Annotated in this window: 20 protein-coding genes; 4 read left to right on the forward strand and 16 right to left on the reverse strand. The window is 50.6% G+C overall.

Annotation, left to right across the window (positions count from 1 at the left end; genetic code table 11):
- Nucleotides 1–399: 399 nt before the first annotated feature.
- Nucleotides 400–711, forward strand: coding sequence for a hypothetical protein (locus tag NI000_RS25540; RefSeq protein ID WP_253414198.1), 312 nt, complete (start codon nt 400–402; stop codon nt 709–711).
- A gap of 54 nt (nt 712–765) precedes the next feature.
- Nucleotides 766–1,080: a hypothetical protein gene (locus tag NI000_RS25545; RefSeq protein WP_253414199.1), complete on the forward strand. Its 315-nt coding sequence runs from the start codon at nt 766–768 to the stop codon at nt 1,078–1,080.
- A gap of 184 nt (nt 1,081–1,264) precedes the next feature.
- Here the strand turns inward: NI000_RS25545 and NI000_RS25550 are convergent, their stop codons facing one another.
- The 4 genes from NI000_RS25550 to NI000_RS25565 form a co-directional block, all read right to left on the reverse strand.
- Nucleotides 1,265–1,942: an ABC transporter ATP-binding protein gene (locus NI000_RS25550; protein WP_253414200.1), complete on the reverse strand. Its 678-nt coding sequence runs from the start codon at nt 1,940–1,942 to the stop codon at nt 1,265–1,267.
- A 6-nt stretch (nt 1,943–1,948) separates the two neighbouring features.
- A complete protein-coding gene (locus NI000_RS25555; RefSeq protein WP_253414201.1) occupies nt 1,949–3,214 on the reverse strand; it encodes an ABC transporter ATP-binding protein in 1,266 nt (421 codons plus the stop codon).
- 2 nt (nt 3,215–3,216) lie between these two features.
- The gene (locus NI000_RS25560; RefSeq protein ID WP_253414202.1) at nt 3,217–3,999 is read right to left on the reverse strand and encodes a hypothetical protein; all 783 of its coding nucleotides are present in this window, start codon (nt 3,997–3,999) and stop codon (nt 3,217–3,219) included.
- Nucleotides 4,000–4,214: 215 nt separating this feature from the next.
- Nucleotides 4,215–4,661, reverse strand: coding sequence for a hypothetical protein (locus tag NI000_RS25565; protein WP_253414203.1), 447 nt, complete (start codon nt 4,659–4,661; stop codon nt 4,215–4,217).
- A gap of 406 nt (nt 4,662–5,067) precedes the next feature.
- On the opposite strand from NI000_RS25565, the gene NI000_RS25570 reads away from it, so the two are divergent.
- On the forward strand, nt 5,068–5,418 hold the full coding sequence (locus tag NI000_RS25570; RefSeq protein ID WP_253414204.1) for a hypothetical protein: 351 nt from the start codon (nt 5,068–5,070) through the stop codon (nt 5,416–5,418).
- A gap of 70 nt (nt 5,419–5,488) precedes the next feature.
- Here NI000_RS25570 and NI000_RS25575 read toward each other — a convergent pair whose 3' ends face one another.
- From NI000_RS25575 to NI000_RS36795, 5 genes are all read right to left on the reverse strand, one after another.
- Nucleotides 5,489–5,890 carry a hypothetical protein gene (locus NI000_RS25575; RefSeq protein WP_253414205.1) on the reverse strand — a complete coding sequence of 134 codons (402 nt, stop codon included), beginning with the start codon at nt 5,888–5,890 and terminating at the stop codon, nt 5,489–5,491.
- Nucleotides 5,883–6,071 carry a hypothetical protein gene (locus tag NI000_RS25580; RefSeq protein ID WP_253414206.1) on the reverse strand — a complete coding sequence of 63 codons (189 nt, stop codon included), beginning with the start codon at nt 6,069–6,071 and terminating at the stop codon, nt 5,883–5,885. Before NI000_RS25580 ends, NI000_RS25575 begins: the two co-directional genes overlap by 8 nt.
- A gap of 15 nt (nt 6,072–6,086) precedes the next feature.
- Nucleotides 6,087–6,860 carry an RNA ligase family protein gene (locus tag NI000_RS25585; protein ID WP_253414207.1) on the reverse strand — a complete coding sequence of 258 codons (774 nt, stop codon included), beginning with the start codon at nt 6,858–6,860 and terminating at the stop codon, nt 6,087–6,089.
- A 171-nt stretch (nt 6,861–7,031) separates the two neighbouring features.
- A complete protein-coding gene (locus NI000_RS25590) occupies nt 7,032–7,451 on the reverse strand; it encodes a hypothetical protein (RefSeq protein WP_253414208.1) in 420 nt (139 codons plus the stop codon).
- A gap of 119 nt (nt 7,452–7,570) precedes the next feature.
- Nucleotides 7,571–7,693: a hypothetical protein gene (locus NI000_RS36795; protein ID WP_301292687.1), complete on the reverse strand. Its 123-nt coding sequence runs from the start codon at nt 7,691–7,693 to the stop codon at nt 7,571–7,573.
- 211 nt (nt 7,694–7,904) lie between these two features.
- Here NI000_RS36795 and NI000_RS25595 point away from each other — a divergent pair, with 211 nt between their 5' ends.
- Nucleotides 7,905–8,801 carry an AraC family transcriptional regulator gene (locus tag NI000_RS25595; RefSeq protein WP_253414209.1) on the forward strand — a complete coding sequence of 299 codons (897 nt, stop codon included), beginning with the start codon at nt 7,905–7,907 and terminating at the stop codon, nt 8,799–8,801.
- Between the two features lie 61 nt (nt 8,802–8,862).
- On the opposite strand, the gene NI000_RS25600 is transcribed toward NI000_RS25595, so the two are convergent.
- Genes NI000_RS25600 through NI000_RS25630 form a run of 7 tightly spaced genes read right to left on the reverse strand, consistent with a single transcriptional unit; the run spans nt 8,863 to nt 17,191 of the window.
- On the reverse strand, nt 8,863–9,870 hold the full coding sequence (locus tag NI000_RS25600; protein ID WP_253414210.1) for a Gfo/Idh/MocA family protein: 1,008 nt from the start codon (nt 9,868–9,870) through the stop codon (nt 8,863–8,865).
- 20 nt (nt 9,871–9,890) lie between these two features.
- On the reverse strand, nt 9,891–10,910 hold the full coding sequence (locus NI000_RS25605; RefSeq protein ID WP_253414211.1) for a Gfo/Idh/MocA family protein: 1,020 nt from the start codon (nt 10,908–10,910) through the stop codon (nt 9,891–9,893).
- A 40-nt stretch (nt 10,911–10,950) separates the two neighbouring features.
- Complete coding sequence (locus NI000_RS25610; protein ID WP_253414212.1) at nt 10,951–11,874, reverse strand: carbohydrate ABC transporter permease; 924 nt, start codon at nt 11,872–11,874, stop codon at nt 10,951–10,953.
- Between the two features lie 9 nt (nt 11,875–11,883).
- On the reverse strand, nt 11,884–12,786 hold the full coding sequence (locus tag NI000_RS25615; protein WP_216791518.1) for a carbohydrate ABC transporter permease: 903 nt from the start codon (nt 12,784–12,786) through the stop codon (nt 11,884–11,886).
- Between the two features lies 1 nt (nt 12,787).
- Nucleotides 12,788–15,001, reverse strand: coding sequence for a DUF5696 domain-containing protein (locus tag NI000_RS25620; protein WP_253414213.1), 2,214 nt, complete (start codon nt 14,999–15,001; stop codon nt 12,788–12,790).
- Complete coding sequence (locus NI000_RS25625; protein WP_253414214.1) at nt 14,994–15,737, reverse strand: Yip1 family protein; 744 nt, start codon at nt 15,735–15,737, stop codon at nt 14,994–14,996. Before NI000_RS25625 ends, NI000_RS25620 begins: the two co-directional genes overlap by 8 nt.
- Nucleotides 15,734–17,191 carry a hypothetical protein gene (locus NI000_RS25630; RefSeq protein WP_253414215.1) on the reverse strand — a complete coding sequence of 486 codons (1,458 nt, stop codon included), beginning with the start codon at nt 17,189–17,191 and terminating at the stop codon, nt 15,734–15,736. The genes NI000_RS25625 and NI000_RS25630 overlap by 4 nt, the downstream gene beginning before the upstream one ends.
- Nucleotides 17,192–17,210 lie beyond the last annotated feature (19 nt).

The raw sequence follows: 17,210 nt of genomic DNA on the forward strand, positions 1-17,210 counted from the left end.
TATTAGGTCTTTCTTAGTATACAATCTCTTTTTATATTTTGTGTGCAATTTCGATGAAATTTGACATATTAATGTGGAAAACATAGATGCAATGATCTGCCCTTAATAGCAAGGAGTATATAGTGGAGGGGGAGCAGCAACTATATTTTATGTTGTATTATTTATTGTCTTAAATCTTCTCCTCTATCTTAAAATGAGGTTTGTTTTATCAAGATTTTCTCGTAAAGAAGCAGTTATTTCTTTAACCGGGTGGAATTTTCTGGGGCTAGTATGGATAGTAACAGACAATGATTACTTGGTTGTATCCTTGTTCGTAATATTCCTAATATTCTTCCGATATGCTTTTTTAAAGAAAAAATAGTTTCCACTTTATTCCTTTGTTAAAAATGAGGTGAATCCGTGAACAAGACCACTTCCTGCTTTTCTGATGAAGAAATTCAGGAAATTGAAGAATTTAAGGACGGGACACTGGCAATGACTGTTGATGGCGAGGAGTTAGTCTGTTTTAGGATACTGCATGACTTAATCCAAAAGAGGACTGAACTTAGGGATACTTCAAGAACTGAGCTATTAAAGTCCTATGCTCAACTAAAGGGCGTCAAAGACACTTTTGCCTCTTTGGATTTTGTGGATGCGACCATCTTGGAAAGTATCGTAAGCAAATCTAGAAGACTCATCTTAAGTGAACTAGCGAAACGGCGAATACTTTGAAAAGAGAAATTAAATTCTCAGTCCAAACTCATCAGTACTCAAGGAGAACTGCAAATGCTGGAGATCCTCGCAGAAATTAACCTGCTTGAAGAAATCGATGGTGGCATGAAACGTGATGGATACTCGGGAATGATGCCTTCATTTCGTGTAAAAGACGAACTAATCATGTGTGAGATTTTAGCTGCTGATGATCATCATCAAGTCTTCCATAGGGGGAAGACTTATCTCGTTACTATTCATTTACCTTACGGAGAAATTTTTTCAGACATTATAGTGCCTAATTACACGTTTGAATTGAACTATGGCAGTAGAACGGTAGGAAAAGGTACGGTCATAAACATCACTCAATCCAAAGAGAAACCCAAATAAAAAGGACAACAATCAAAGGTCCCAGCAGTGAACCAACAACAACCGAAATCCAGAACCCTCGTATCGTTACGAAGTTTTTCAATGTGTTCCGCGCTATGTAAGGCTTAATCTCTTCTGTTTTTCACTGTCTTTTAACACCACAGTAACACCTTCCCAAGATAATTAAGGATGGAGTCCTTGCACACTAGCAGGAGAGCGTTTCACGTACTAGCCCTTCCTTTGTTAATTGATATACTTCATCACAATGTTTGGCCACCATCGCGCTGTGAGTTGCAAGGATGACTGACACTCCGCCTATTTTCAGCTCGTTCAGACACATTAAAACGATGAGCGCTGTCTCATCATCCAATGCACCGGTCGGTTCGTCAGCCACAAGGAGCCGCGGCTCCTTGATTAAAGAACGAATGATACCTACACGTTGGATCTCTCCGCCCGACAATTTTTCAATTTTATGGTGAAGCAAATGGTTTATCTCGAATAAGTGGCTTAATTGTTCAATCCGCTTTGTAATATTATCGCTATCTTCACGTTTTTTCTCAAACCATAGGGGAACTACGATGTTTTCCAAGGCAGTCAATTTCGGGATTATAGGGCTATGCTGTGAGATGTACCCTATTTTACGCTTACGGACATCACTTAAGTCGTGTAAATTCATTTGGCTCAAATCTTCTCCATCCAGCATATATTGCCCGGTTGTGGGTTTTTCCAATCCGGCCACAATGTTAAGTAAAGTGCTTTTTCCAATACCGCTTTTTCCTTTGATCGCTATAGTGGTTCCCTTTCCTACGGTCAAATCTACATTTTCAAATACCTTTGAACCTTTAAAATCCTTGGCTATAGATGTCAACGCAACAAGCGTCATACACTCTCATCCTTTCAACTGCTGAACAATATCTAGTTTATCGAAATATTTCTGCGTGTAGCGACCGATCACAAACCACATAATCAAAATGGAAATACCTACTGCCACAACATAATTAACGATGATAAACAACGGATCTTTAAGCGTTAGAGCAAGGAGCAACAGAGGCGGAATATAGCCGATCAACTGCAATAAAATGGTTTGACGTTTTACGATCCTAACCATCTGCTCCATGCTGATGCCGCTGATCAGCAGCACTTTATAGATATCGATATTTTTGTTGATCATGATTCTAGTAATGACAACGAAGAGAATAATTACCGTCGCAAACAAGACAAGAGAAAATACCATTAACAGATTCCTATTGATCTCAGTGAAGCTAATAATTGAGTCAATAGCGATACCGCTTGCTCCAATCACAGCAAAGTCATGAAAACCGGTCTTATCGCCGATGTCTTCAAGTGTATTCCTTACCTGTATGGGTGTTAATTCCGTAACGATCTTCCCGTTCACCTTACTTAATAGTAAAGCTTTCAAAAAAATCCCATCCATTTTAGGGGGAGACTGCTCAAACTGAAGCATCGGCAAAATCATGTAGCGGTTCAATAATAATTCAGGCTCCGACCCAACTTTCAGAACTTTCTGAGAAGGTTCGAGTATCCCTACAACGACTCCTATGAATGGCTTCCAGTAATATAAAATATCTAAGGTATCACCGACTCTATAAACCCCGTTATAATCGGAACCGACAATTATCGGAATTGTATCCTCATTCACGTTAAAAACATAAGCATCTTCTTTGAATGCTTCCCCCTGGCTTAATTGAATCTGATTCAAATCAAACACCGTTTGATTCAGCTGTACCGATTTTATGAAGCGATATGATTTATTACCTATTTTACGTGCCGGTTGATTGCCTCCTGATTCATAATAAGCATCAAAGACCGGATCGCCCTCAAAGTTTGCTATGTCGATCGGCTGTTCGACCCCGTTATAATACTTAAAAGCTGAAACGGCATTTACTCGCTTGCTAAAATCGTTCAGTATCTTAATACTATTAGGATTGGAGAAAAACTCCTTTTCTTTTTCATTATATAAGTTATCTGAAATTTGATATAAATTTTTGCCTTTGAAGTTATTGGTTACGCCCACCTCAACATTAGTTTGGTTTATATTTATCGTAAGTATGAGAAGCAGACTGCCAAAAATAATCGAAGCAGCGATCAGCATCGTGTTTTGCAGCTTATTTTGTTTCAACAGTTGTATGATCATCCTCAATATTTCTGACCACCTTTTCTGACCGTGTAAATAAATGTAAAATACCAGCCAAGCATCATTACAAGAAAAATGTAAAAAAGCACGAGACAAGCTGAATAAATCAACCATGAAATGTCCCATAAAGGTGAGATATCATGGGCTATGAAAGCCAGTATCATTAAAATCATGGATATGACGATGTACGGTAAAATTTTGGTTTTCAATAAGATGATGTAGATAGCACCAGGCGAATAGCCGTATAGATATAGTATCGAAAGAAAATAACTTTCCTTATTTAACCAAATGGTTACTGTTATGAATAGCATGATAGACATCAAAAAGACCGTTATATATTGAATCAATACTACGAATTGATTTGATTTCAAATTATAAGAACCATTTTGTTCTGAATGAATTATTCTAACGTTGTTCCCATTCATCGTTTCGTTAAAAACAGGCATCACATCAAAACTCGGCGTCATAAATACAAATTTTGTCCCTTTTGCAACGTCTATATTGATATGCCGCGATACTAGCCAAATGTCAGACTGCAATTTATAGGAGTTAGGCGCATTAAAATAACCAATCCATTTGTAGTCACTAGGGATCGCTTTGGCATTGGCATACTCTCCGATAATGGCTACATTGTCCGTATCAGTATAATCATCGAATTGTTTGATTGGGGGAAACTTGACTTTTCCGTTGAGCCATACGAATTTTAGTTGCGGAGTGTCCTCATTGTACTGGAACAGGATATAGTTACCCGCATTCGTTTGAAGCGGATAATTGATTTTCTCCATACTGAATATAATAGATTTTTTATTGATGTACCCATTGTTCAGCATATTTACAGAGTCGAGATACGATAAAAACCAAAAAGTTACGATGCCTATAATCGTAAATAAAAGCGTGATAACGTAATATAATACATCTGAAGCAGGACGAATGTACTTAATCATCATTGTTATTTATGTAGAGAGAGATAATCAATTCGATTATCTCTCCCGTTAACTCCTTATTCCTCGTTACCGTAGTATGTCTTTCCTACCCAATCGCTAAAAGACTTATCAATCCAATCGCTTTTAGCCTCAGTGCTGCCTGTCCCCCATACTCGTCCACTGTCGCCCTTAATTTCACCTGTCCAATAACCCTCAAACCTAGCTCTAGTATAATGACGAGTATCCTTCCAAGTAGTTTTGCCAACTGCTCGTTTCAACAACACAGTAGATCCTTCTCTTCTGCTCTCCACATACCCTTCATGTTTCGGTTCAGAGGCAGCAAGAATTGAAAAACCCCGGTTGTTGTTAAACGTAGTAAAATAACCGCTCTTTTCACTCCACCCACCAGATACCGTTTTTGAAACGACTGATTCTGCGGCAAGGACGCTCGGCGTAACACTTGTTACTACAAGTCCAGTTGCCAACACAAAAACAGGAAGCATTTTCATTTTCTCACGTTTCATATTTAATACCACTTACTCCTTCCATTATAGTTTTTTATTTGAAAGCTGGCCAGCTATTCAAAACACAATAACTATTGCCCTTGTCAGCAAGCCGTTCTCTAGTTTGTATTGTTTATATTACACTATAAAGATACAATATTTGTAATAATATATAAATATGACAAAAGAACCATTTTTTTCTTTGTATAAACTATAAAAAAGCACTTTAAATACTACACCGCAACTTATTGCGGAGAACAGTGTAGAATTCATAAACATCCCATAAACTAGGAGATGAAGTGAATTTGAGGAAAAAGTTGATTTTGGCGCTTATCGTGGGCAGCTGTAGAAATCACGATACAGGTTGAACCACAATGAACCAACAACAACCGAAATCCAGAAAATGTGTTGGAAACAGGTGACTGGCATGAAAAGATTTTTTGTTTTTATGTCTTTTGTACTAATTATTGGTTTTTTATGTTTTTATTGGGTATCATTCTGTTATCAAAAAAATGAAGACGGTATTCCAATACCTAACAAGGCAATTTTAAAAGAAAAAATCGTTTCAACAGAAAGAGTGATGTATATTTATAGATTAGACGGGTTACAACAAACAGACGGTTTCCCGGAAAGTTATAAAATTCGACTCAAACTATCAGGATGGAACTATTCGGGAATAGAGAGCGAAGGGGCACTATTTGTTTTCAAAAAAAATGACGGTGAAAAATTATATATTTCAATATACAATGACGAATTTTCACTTTCCATGCCAAATTAAAAAATCCTCCCCACCATACAAAAAGATCGCCCCTTGTCCGCATCATTTGCGGCAGGGACGATCTTCTCTTTCATAGTTTATAATAATTTATCCACTTGTTCGTGTACAACGAAAAATAGTCAGCCACCAACTCATTTTGCTCATGGAAGCTTAAATCCGTGAAGCCCCTAATCTCTTCCATCGTCTCGCTATGATCTATGCTGCTTTTTACAATGCCATCTTCAAACCGCAACTCAAGAACATCCCGGAAATGATGCGTACATTCATAATCACTAAACCAATCATCATACCCTACGAGGTCAGCGCATAAAATTATGCCTCCCGAATAACCGAGGGGCAGATTCACCTGCTTGTATTCCCAAAAACCGCCGTAGCCCTTCTTTCCCGAAACGCCATTCAAGTCAGGAGGGCTCACAACCGAACAATCCAGAGTTACAAAAAAAGAATTGAGAACAAGTTGCCGGTCATCCATTTCGTATAGACAATGGAAACCTCTCCAACATCCCGTAATGATCAACAGGATGATACCCGTATTTTTCGGGAGTAAACGGCCAGTCATTCTCGATAGCCGCGAGTTCATAGTGCTTTTTCTTGCTGTATTTATCGTTGTTTTCCTTGTTGTATTTGAAATAATCGGGGATCTGTTCAGACATACGGGTGCGCGCAGCTCACTTTCTAAACGTTCTTTCGTAATCCTCAAAGCGGATTTTTCTAATCTGCTTGCGGTCCGAGGTGCGAACGATAATGCCTTCGGACTTGCCTCTGGCATCGATCCCTACTTGGGTTTGTTCAAACTGCTTCAAAAAAGAAAACGTCTCTTCCAACGATTGCGGAAAAGCGGAGCCCTTCACACTAGTCAACAGCGGCGCATATTCCAGCTCCATCGTTTTAACAAAATCGAGTTTCTCCGCCTCATGATAAAAAGGCTGATTTCCATGATCGCGCCATTCCGCTATTTTTTCTTGCGGCAGCGTAAGCAGATGCTCTAATTGCTTCTTATCCAGCGAAAACACGTCAAAGACTCTGTAAGCTTGCGTCTTACTTTCCGTGTAATTTTTAGCCGCTTTCGTCTTCCCTCCGTACGACTCCTGGTAGATGACGGTCAATGCCCAATCCTCGTCTGAACAAATCCGGTCAATTAAGTTATCGGCCAACGGTCTTAGAAACTCGGCAATATTGCCGTAGGGGTTACCTATCCTGTCTCCTTTGGCAAACAACAGCTCCTCTCTGGAGCCAATGAGATAATCGATGTCATCCCCATTTTTGAACAAAATGATCCTGGCGTTCTCTCCATCCACTTTTTCATAAACAAAAACGTCGTCCGAATCGGAGAAGCCTCTGGCTTCCGATAATTCTTCAGTTAAACGGCCTCTCTCCCCCAATTGATGATAGGTAAGAATGCTCGGATATTTCGTCAAAGAGTTCATTTTCTTTAAGTCCATGAATGATTGTCCCCCTGAATATCTCGTATGTTTTACCATAATAAGGTTTCCATAACTATCATTATCGTCTCTTTTGGGCGAAATTGTTATTTTAATTTTTTGGGACAGGCGCAAACAAAAAGGCGAGCGCTTAGGCTCGCTTTTCCAGCTCGGACTCGTCTCGATTCTGCTTCACTCCGCAGGAAGCCCCTTCACCTCGCATCCGGGACAATAGCGAATGTAGTTGAAGTTTTCGGTCGGCACGGTTTTGACCGTCTTGCCGTTCTTATCTTTATAGATCTCGTATTGCCGGTAAGCTTCCACCAAGTAAGTTCCGTCCTGATACTGATCAGCTAATTTCCACTGCGTGAATACCGAGTATTGCTTGGCTCCGTTTACGGAGGAACCGGAAGTGGTGAATGCCCCGGTCGCGATAGCCGGTTCACCGCCGACCTCAACCTTACCCAATAAATTCATAGCTCCGTCGGACAAAAAAGAAAAGCGAAGTTTCCCGTCCACCATAATGAGCAAAGCCAGCAAAAGATTCAAGAGCGCGACGACTGAAATCCATACCGATTTCTTATGAACGATATTCATTGTTCGCTGAAGCACCGTATCCCCCCTTAGCAGACAGGTTGTCTTATATCATTAGATATGCGTTTCAAGGGCGGAACATGCTTCGGCTGGAGGTACGGTCCGCAGCAACCACGATACAATTCTGCCGTTCCGTTTCAAGCAAGCCAACGGTTCAAATTGTCGATCGTCGTCCGGATGTCCCTTGCCTGCTCCTCGCCGTCCGCAAAATGTTGACCATACGCCGATTTCCATCGTTCCCCTCTCCTCCTCATGGTCATGGATTCAACGTAATCATACCGTGGAGTCCGGGGCCGTTCTTTAGACGAAGCAGCGTGTTTTTTGCACATGATTTTGTACAATCGGCCGATGAATTTGCATTTTTATTCGCTAAAGGATCTTTTATGAAAAGAAACAGGAATTTAACAGTTAACGTTGAATGTTGATAATACGGAGGAAAGATAACGTTTTCATAGAGGGGGCGGTTTTCGGATGCGGTTTCCACGCTACGAGGTTCGCGAAGAAATTCAAATCGGCAAGCTGATTTCCTGCTTCTATTTCGAGTTATCCAAAAACTACAGGTACGCCGGCGAAAAGCACGACTTTTGGGAAATATTTTACGTGGACAAGGGCGAGATCGAAATCGACACCGATTCCGGCCATTTCAACTTGAAGCAGGGCGACCTGCTGTTCCACGAGCCCGACGAATTCCACAGTCCGAAAAGCAACGGAAAAGTATCCCCGAACGTCTTCATCGTCACCTTCGAATGCGAATCCGAGCCCATGTCGTTCTTTCTCAAGCAAAAGCTGTTCCATCTGGACGACAAAATACGTCCGGTGCTCGCCCGGCTGATCGAGGAAGGCTGGAACGCCTTCGGGCCAAGCCCCGCAGGCAGCGGCAGAATCCTGTATCCGCGGGACAACGCCCCGTTTGGAAGCGAGCAGCTGTTCAAGCGGCATCTGGAAACGCTGCTGATTTACCTGATCCGCGCAAGCCACGAAGAGCGGGACATCAAATCGCCTCCCGTCCCCCGCAGCAAGCAAGAAAGCGGCATGGCCGACAAAGTGATCGGCTACATGAACGAGCATATCGGCGATAACTTGACGCTGGATATGCTGTGCGACCACTTCGCCATCGGGCGGACCCAAATGAGCATTATGTTCAAAAAACGGGTCGGCTGCGGCGTCATGGAATATTTGAACCAGCTCAAAATCGACCGCGCCAAAACCTACATCCGCGAAGACGTGTACAATCTGACCGAAATTTCGGAGCTCCTCGGCTACAGCAGCGTCCATTACTTCTCCCGCCACTTCAAGAAAGCGACCGGCATGACGCCGTCGGAGTATGCGAAGACGCTATCCGCCGGGTACGCCCGGATCGTCAAATAAGCGCCCGAACGTAGACGGCCCTCCGTTCCCATCAAGCAAGCGGGGAAGGAGGGCCGGACCGTTACAATAAAATTTCGCGGCGGCTCCGATATGATTCGTACGTACTGAGAATGATCTCCAGCGAATGCTTCCCGTCATGGCCGGTCACGACCGGCTCGCGATCGTGCAGCACCGCCAGCGCCATATCGCGGATCTGTGCGGCATGCCCGTCGGGAATGACGGCAAACGGCTCGAACTGCGGAATGTCCACCTTCTCTCCGATCACGTCAAACGTCGTAATCTCGTCGCCGGTCAACACAATCGTCCCCTTGTCGCCGTGAAGGACAATCCGGTGGTCGGGCTGATTGTAAGCCGTTGTCGTCGCTTCGATTGATCCGAGCGCGCCGCTCTTGAACTGCAGCGAGGCGACAGCGGTGTCCTCCACCTCGATATCCCGCAGGACGTTGCGCGCGTAGCCGTGCAGCGAATCAACCGGCCCGGCCAGCCATTGCAGCAAATCGATCGTGTGGATGCCCTGATTCATCATCGCCCCGCCGCCGTCCATCGCCCACGTACCGCGCCAGCCTGCGCTGTCGTAGTACGCTTGGTCGCGGTAAAACTTGACGTAGCCGGAGCACAGGCTCAGCCGGCCGAGCTTCCCGTCGTCCAGCAGCTTTTTGACGAACTGCGAAGCGGGCGACATGCGCCGGGGAAAGATCGTCGCCAGCTTCACGCCGATGACGTCGCACGCTTCGATCATCCGCTCGGCATCCGACAGCCGGATGGCCATCGGCTTCTCGCAGACGACATGCTTGCCCGCCTCGGCCGCCTGTATCGTCTGCCCGGCATGCATGCCGCTCGGCGTGCACAAGCAGACGACGTCGACGTCAGGGTTCGTCAGCAGTTGCCCGTAATCGGTGTAAGCCTTCACCCCGTACTTCGCCCCATACTGCTCCGCCCGGCATGCATCGACGTCGCAGACGGCCGCAAGCTCCGCTTCCGGAGCCCGCTCGATGCCGGTAAAATGACTCGACGATATGCCGCCGCAGCCGACGACGGCAAACCGTACCTTACGTGATTGATCGCTCATTTCGTATCCTCGCTTTTCAATTATTCATATTCATCGTTCACGGTATGAATCAGCGTCGCATGCTCGTCGGCAAGGACGGTAGCCCGGCTCGTCGCGATAATGTCCCGGTGCGTCAGGAGGCTCGCCTTCCCTTCGATCCGGTTCAGAAAATCGCGCGTAATCGTAACCTTTACAGGCTCCGGCTCCACGCGGACGAAAGGCTCCCCGTGCGTTATCCGGTAGTACAGTTCGCCGATCGCATCGCAGGAAGGATCGCCGTTTAAGCGCAGCTCCGCGCAGCCTTCCGTTCCGGTCACGAACAGGCGGCAATCGCCCCACGTCCAGCTTTTCTCCGGCGTATGCCAGTCCGTGTACAATTGCGCCATCGTGCCGCCGTCCAGCAGCACCTGCGCACATGCCGTATCGTAGAACGTCGGGTGCTCAGGCAGCATATGCTTGGCCATCAAGCTGTTCACTGACGCAATCTCCTGTCCAGTCAGCCAGCGCAGCAAATCGAAGTCGTGCACGAACAGGTCGATGATAATGCCGCCGTTCCGTTCCTTGGAGAAATGCCAGGCGTGACGGGTGGCCGGCAGCAGCCGGTGCGGCTTGCGCATCGTGATGCCGACGATGCGGCCGAGCGTTCCCGCGTCGATCTCACGCTTCAAAGCCGCCACTGCCGGGCGGAACCGCTCGGTCAACAGCAAGCCGATCTGGATGCGCCCGCGTCCGGCAACCGCCTCCAGCCTGTCAAGGCCGCCTCTTCCCGTGACGGCCGGCTTGTCGAGCATGACATGCTTGCCATGGCGCTCGCACCATTCGATCACGTCGATTTTGTCGCCGTTGACGGCGGACGACCCGATGATCCGGATCGACTCGTCCTGCAGCGCCGCTGCGCTGTCGAGCAGCGGAATGCCGTGCTTCTGTGCCAGCGACCGGGCGAGCACGTTGCGCTCCGGCTCGTAAATGCCCGCGCACTCGGCCCCCTCCGCGATCATCTCGTCGACGAACGTCGCGATATGGCCGTGCTGGCAACCGTATAACGCAAATCGGATGGACATAGGACAGCTCCTTTCCTTTTTTAACTGCGTCACCGCTTCCTCATTCCACGAGCCCCGTCCGCTCGACGCCTTCCACGAACCACCGCTGGGCGATCATGTAGACGAGGAGCGGCGGCATGATGATCAGGAAGCTGGCCGCCATGCGGACCGTTTCATTCAAGTCGAAGCTGCCCTCCGTTTCCGGGTACATTCCCGTCAGCACCTTGTTCAGATTGAACAGGCTGAGCGACAGCGGCACGTCTTTGCCGCCAAGCAGCATGCCGGTGACGAACGTTTCGTTCCAATGCCAGACGAACGAGAACAGAAACACGACCAGGATAGCCGGCTTCGCAAGCGGGATCATGACCCGCCAGTACACCCGGAACGGTCCCGCGCCGTCGATCAGCGCCGCATCCTCCAGCTCCTTCGGCAGCGTCAGGAAAAACTGGCGGAAAATGATCACGAACAGCGCGCCCCGCACCCCATGCCCGAGCAGCGCAGGCAGCAGGATGCCCCAGTGCGTGCCGAGCAGGCCCAAATTTTTGAACAGCACGTAAAGCGGGATGATAAGCGTCTGCGGCGGAATGAGGAAGCTGAAAATGAGCAGCAGGAACAGCGCGTTTCTGCCCGGAAACTTCAGTCTGGCGAAGGCATAGCCGGTAAGGGAGCAGAAGAACACCTGTCCCACGGCCGAGCCGCCGGACACGATCAGCGAGTTTTTCAACGCGTCCGGGAACTTGAGCCCCTGCCAGGCCAGCTTCAGATTGTCCCAACTCAGCGACGTCGGCACCCACTTGATCGTCGGGTCGAGCAGATCGGCCGTCGTCTTGAACATCGTCGACAGCATATACAGGAACGGCGTCAAATACATAAGCGCCACGTCGATCAGGACGAGGTATAGCAGCGCCAGCACGATGATCCCCTTGCGCTCCCGGTCGCCGAACAGCAAGACGCGCGTCCGGTACACCCACTGTCTCCATACCATGGCGCTCCCCTACCTTTCTCCCGAGTAATGAACGAATTTGCGCGACAAGCCGAGCACGGCGAGCAGCAGGACGAAGACGGCGGTGAAATAGATCCACCCCTGCGCGCTCGCGTAGCCGTAGCCGAGATTGGCCGTCGTCATGTTCGTCACGATCATATTCAGCACCGGATTGAGCAGCGGAACGGTAAACATGTCGACGATCGTATAAATGACGTTGAGCAAAATAAACGGCGTCAGCGCAGGCAGCGTAATTTTCCACAGCATCTCCCAAGGAGTCGCCCCGTCGATGAGCGAAGCCTCGTACACGCTCGCCCCGATCGTCTGAAGACCGGCCAAATAAAGCAAAATCTGTACGCCGGAATACCACAAAATGACGACGAACAAGTTCAGCACGGTCAGGATCGGATCGGCCCAGAACGTCGGCACGTTGGCCGAGATAAAGCCGGCGATATCGTATTTGTTCAGCATGTCGAGACTGCCCGCCTTCTGGTTGAAAATTTCCGACAGCACCTGGCCGGTGCTGAAAATAACCGGAAGGAAGAAGACGGCGCGGAACGCCATCCGCCCGCGGAATTTCAAGTTGAGCAGAAGCGCCACGAACAGCGAAAAGAGCACGATGATCGGGATGACGAGCAGCGTGTTTTTCATCATGCCGACAAGCGCCGCCACAAACGTGTTATCGGATAAAAACGCGTACGAATAATTTTCCCAGCCCTTGAACTCAAACTTCATCCCCTCCCCGGTAAACCGCACCTTCTGAAAGCTCATGTAAAGCGAGAAGCCGAGCGGGAACAGGACGAACAGCCCGAGTCCGGCCAGCCACGGAATGAGAAACAAGTAACCGGATATCGCCTGCTGCGTCTCGATCGAGAGGCGGGATCGCTTGGGACGCGTGAAAGACGAAGGCTGCATCTTACCCCTCCTTGCCGACGACGGCGAACTCGCGCGGCTTGACCGTGATGGCGCCCGCCGAATAGGCCGTATCATTGTAATTGACGACAATCGCCGTCCCGTTCTCGTAGCGGGTTTCGAACACGCCGTCGGCCAGCTCGCGGTGCCCCGAGATGAACAGGCCGCGCACCGGGCCGAGCGCTTCGTTCCAGCGTTTGTACTCCGAGGCGATCTGCTGCTTCCACACGTCGTATTGGCTGCTGTAAATAAAATCTCCCGGCGTATGGCGCAGCAGCGCGGGATCTTCGTAGGTGAGCAAATAGTGCGGAACGGCGCCGAACTCGATCGAGCACAAAAACTCGGTCGTTCCCGTCTCCCGCAAGTTGCCCCATTCCCCCGAATAATCGACCAGACCATGAACGGCAATCGGCAGGAACGGAACCGCTTTGGTGGCGACCAGGTCATAGCTGACGCCGATCGGCATCCGCTGGACGAAATCGAGCTGACCGATGAGGTAGCTATTGCCTTCCGCCGCCCCGGTGAAGCCGAGACGCTCCTTGGTGACCCGGAGCAGCTTGCGGTAGCTTTCCGCCGCATCGGCGCGCGTCGCAGGGTGGGACGAACGATAATCCGAGTACAGGCTGCCGAGCCCTTCGAAGTACATGCCGTCGATGCCGAGTGCCTCATAGCTCCCGACGTGCTCTTCGAACAGCCGCAGAGCGACGGATGCGGGATTCACATATTCGGTCTCGCCAAGCCTTTCGTCGTACCGTGCCTTGTTGTTGATGTCCCGCATCACGTCGCGGGATGGAACGAAGCTGCCGTTCATCCGCGAGCGCGTAAAGTCGGCCTGCAAGTAGACGCGGTCGCCCTGCTTCCGCGCTTCGCGTGCAAAAGCCCGTAGCCCTTCGTCGCCTCCGAGCCCCTTCTCCGCCGGCGGCACGTCGGGCATGACGCTGCGGTCCCCGCCTTTCGCCCAGCCGTTGTACAGCACATGAATCGGTCCGATGCCCGAGGCGTGCAGCCCTTTTAAAATGTCGATCCCCTGCCCGAACGTCGTGACGGGCACGAAATTCGGCGAGAACAAGCCTTTTTCCTCGGCGCCGCCGTAGAGCGTCACAAACAGCGGAAGTCCGTTCGCATCGGGCGCGATTTTTTTCATCCCTTGCGTTTCCATCAAGTAGCTGCGGTAATCGGCCGCCATTCCGGCGTAATCGGCTTTGCTGCCGTTCTGGAAGTAGTAGCGGATGCGTCGGTTTTCCGTCGACCTCATCTTCTCCACCGTCTTATACCCGGCCCCGAGCTTGCTCGTCTGGCGAAAATACTCGTTCCGGTACACGAATTGCGGCGCAATCCAGTGGAACGATGTGTACAGCCCGGCGGGCGTCGCATGCACGGTCGACGTTGCTTCCCCCTCCTCGATGACGGCCAGGTACGAATGATCGTCCCGCTTCATGCCGAACGCCGGAAAAATCGTATAGGTGCCCGGCTGGCCTGGAATCGCGTCGTCGCTGCCATAAATTTTCGCGGAGACGCGGGATTGCAGCTGATGCTCCGCCTTCATCGGAACGAGCGCGCCCATCTGCAGCGGCACCAGCATGTAGCCGTCCCGCTGAATCGCCTGCTTCTGGACCGCGCCGAAGAACGGGAACGGCCAGATCGAGACGACCTGCTTGCCCGCGCTTTCGGCGATTTGGTCGCTCGGCACGCTCACCTCCAGGTACCCGTTCTTCAACCGGACGACCGTCTTGAAGCGGATGCCGAGCGTCTGCAGGTCGAACATCAGCTCCGCTCCGCCCTCGACCGGGGCGATCGTCGTTCTCGTTTTGGCGTCGCTCCCGTTCGCGGTGTTGATCAGCACGCCCGTACTTTGCTTTGCGGCATCGACATAGTCGACTATGAACGGGGAATCGGCGTTGCTTTTCCACAGCCCTTTCAAATCCGGCTCCAGCCTCGTGTCCGGATCGCTTCGCCAGACGAAATCGCCTTGTTTGTCCCGGACCCGGATATGCCCGGCGTCGTTCACGAGCAGCTCCAGCCGGCCGTCCTCGGCCATTCGCCGATAGCTGTCCGGGTTATAGTCGATCCGCTGAATCGACGCCGGGTTGATCGGGGGCGGCGAACCCGCCTGCCGCAGCTCCGGCTTGCCGATGAGCGGCCCTGCGAAGCCGAGCGCATACGCGGCTCCGACCACCGCCGCCAGCAGGAGCAGGCCCGTTACGATACGTCTAAACACGATAGGCCACCTCCTTCACGATCTGCGCGACGAAATCGTAAAGCTGGAACGTCAAGCCCGCAAGAATGAACAGCAGAATCCAGATCGCGAACATGAACAGCACCGACAGCACGACGTTGACGGCGGTCTCGCCGATATCGTAATTGTGAATTTCTTTGACCATGATGAAAAAGAGCAGCAGCGTCCAGCTGATCATCACCCCGCTGCCGAAATCGTATACGACCTTCTCGTTCAGCGTCAGTACGTTGGACAGCAGCGCGAGCGGCAGCGAAAGGAGCAGGAACGGCATAAGCGCATACGTACTGCCGACGAACACTTCCGTCCATCGGCCCTGCCCTTTCATGATCGATCCGATCCAATAGTTGGCGGCGACCCATGTCAGCCACGGCAGGACGAATTCCAGCAGCAGCGTCAGCGGACTGACGTTCTCGACGCCCGACGGATTGAACAAATACGACGTCGCCAGCTTGCTGAGCAGCAGTGCCACGAAGGCGGCGATCAGCAGCAGCACGGCTGCGGGGAAGCTGCCTTCGCTGCGGTAGCGCAGCTCCCCGAACGCGTCGAACGGATGCTTCAGCACCCGCAGCGCCTGCTTCCATTGAAACCTCACGTCCTTCGCCAGCTGCGCCAGGTACAGCGACGAGCACAGCGCCTTGATGGGCCCGACGGCACGGCTGGAAGTCGTAGCCCCTGAGACGGGGCGCTTGTCATCAGGCGTCACATGTAACGCGGTCATCGTTCCTCCCCCTCGATGCTTCGCGGCGTAAGCCACAGCTTGCGCTGCCGGTTCCCGAGCTTGTTCTTCAGCCTCCGCCCTAGCGCAGCGACAATCAGCAGCACGGCGCCGCCGAGGGCCAACTGTGCGAAATGCTTCTGCATCCACAGCAGCCGTACTTGCCAGAAAGCGTCGGAATAGCCGTTAAGATCGCCGCCCGCCCGGAACTCCCGCATCGCCTGCGCGTAATCGCCGTTCTTGTAGTACGCTTTCGCCAAGCCGAGATGCGCGCGGAAATATTTGCTGTTCCTGTGCAGCACTTCGCGCCACGGGACTGCGCTCTCTTCGTAATGGCCCTGGATAAACAGGTCGGTCGCCTGCTGGACGAGCGCGCCGAACTCGGTCCGCTTGAACGTCTGGATTACATTGGCCGTCCGGTCCAGCACGAACAGCTTACCGGCCGAGTCGATCGACAGCGCCGACGGGTATTGGAACAGGCCGAGCTTCCGAAACCCTTCGTCCTTGGAGCCGAAGGCAAACATCAAATCACCGTTCGAATTGTATTGGAACAACATGCCGAACTGTGCATCGACCGCAGTGATGTTGCCCAGTGAATCGACGGCGATGTCGGTGAACTGCTTTTGCTGTCCGGCGAGCAGCTTCGTGACGCCGTAGTCTTTTTCGCCGAGCAGATCCTTGCCGTCGTAGTTGAGCTTCTTAACCTGACCTTTCGTCACCTGCATCGAGGTCGTATACAGCAAGCCGTTCGACCCGATCGACACGTTCGATACGGAGCCCGGCAGCTTGAGCAGTTCCTTCTGCAGCTGCTCCTTCGTAAAGAACAACCGTTTCAGTGCATCCGTCAAACCGAAGTCGACCTTGTTGGCGCCGAAAAAACCTTCGAAAGCGCCCTCCGGATCGAGCAGCAGCAGCCCTTGGTATCCGTTTCGCGTCGCCACGTACATGTATCCCCGTTCATCGACGGCCAGCTTCGTCGGCTGGTAGACGAAGTTAGGCGGCAATACCGCCGATTGCGGCCGACGGATCGCACGGACATACCGCCCTTCGGCGTCGAATACCGCGATGCGCTCGTTCTTCGTATCGGCCACATAGATCGTACCGTCGGGACGAACGAACACGCCATTCGGCTCGTTCAGCTTCCCTTCCCCGTCAGGCTGAATGATGCGCACCGTCCGGCCCCGTTCGTCCAAATGAACGATCCGGTTGTTGCCGGTATCGGCCACGAACAAATGATCCTTTGCGTCAATGTACAAATCCTCCGGATTTTTCAGTCCGCCGTGCATGAACGTATCCGGCACATAAGCCGGTTGAACCGGAATTTCTCGGCCCTCCAAGTCGTAAATGAATGTGCCGTACGGTACATCGGCGTTCACGATCCCACCGCTCCATAGGCCTAACGCGGCGAGCAGAAGCAGCGCAATCAAGCAGCGAATCCCCCGCCTTCTCATCGCCATCCCTCTCCCCCTTTCCTTG

This window comes from Paenibacillus tyrphae, from assembly GCF_024158745.1.
GTDB classification, from domain to species: Bacteria; Bacillota; Bacilli; order Paenibacillales; family NBRC-103111; genus Paenibacillus_G; species Paenibacillus_G tyrfis_A.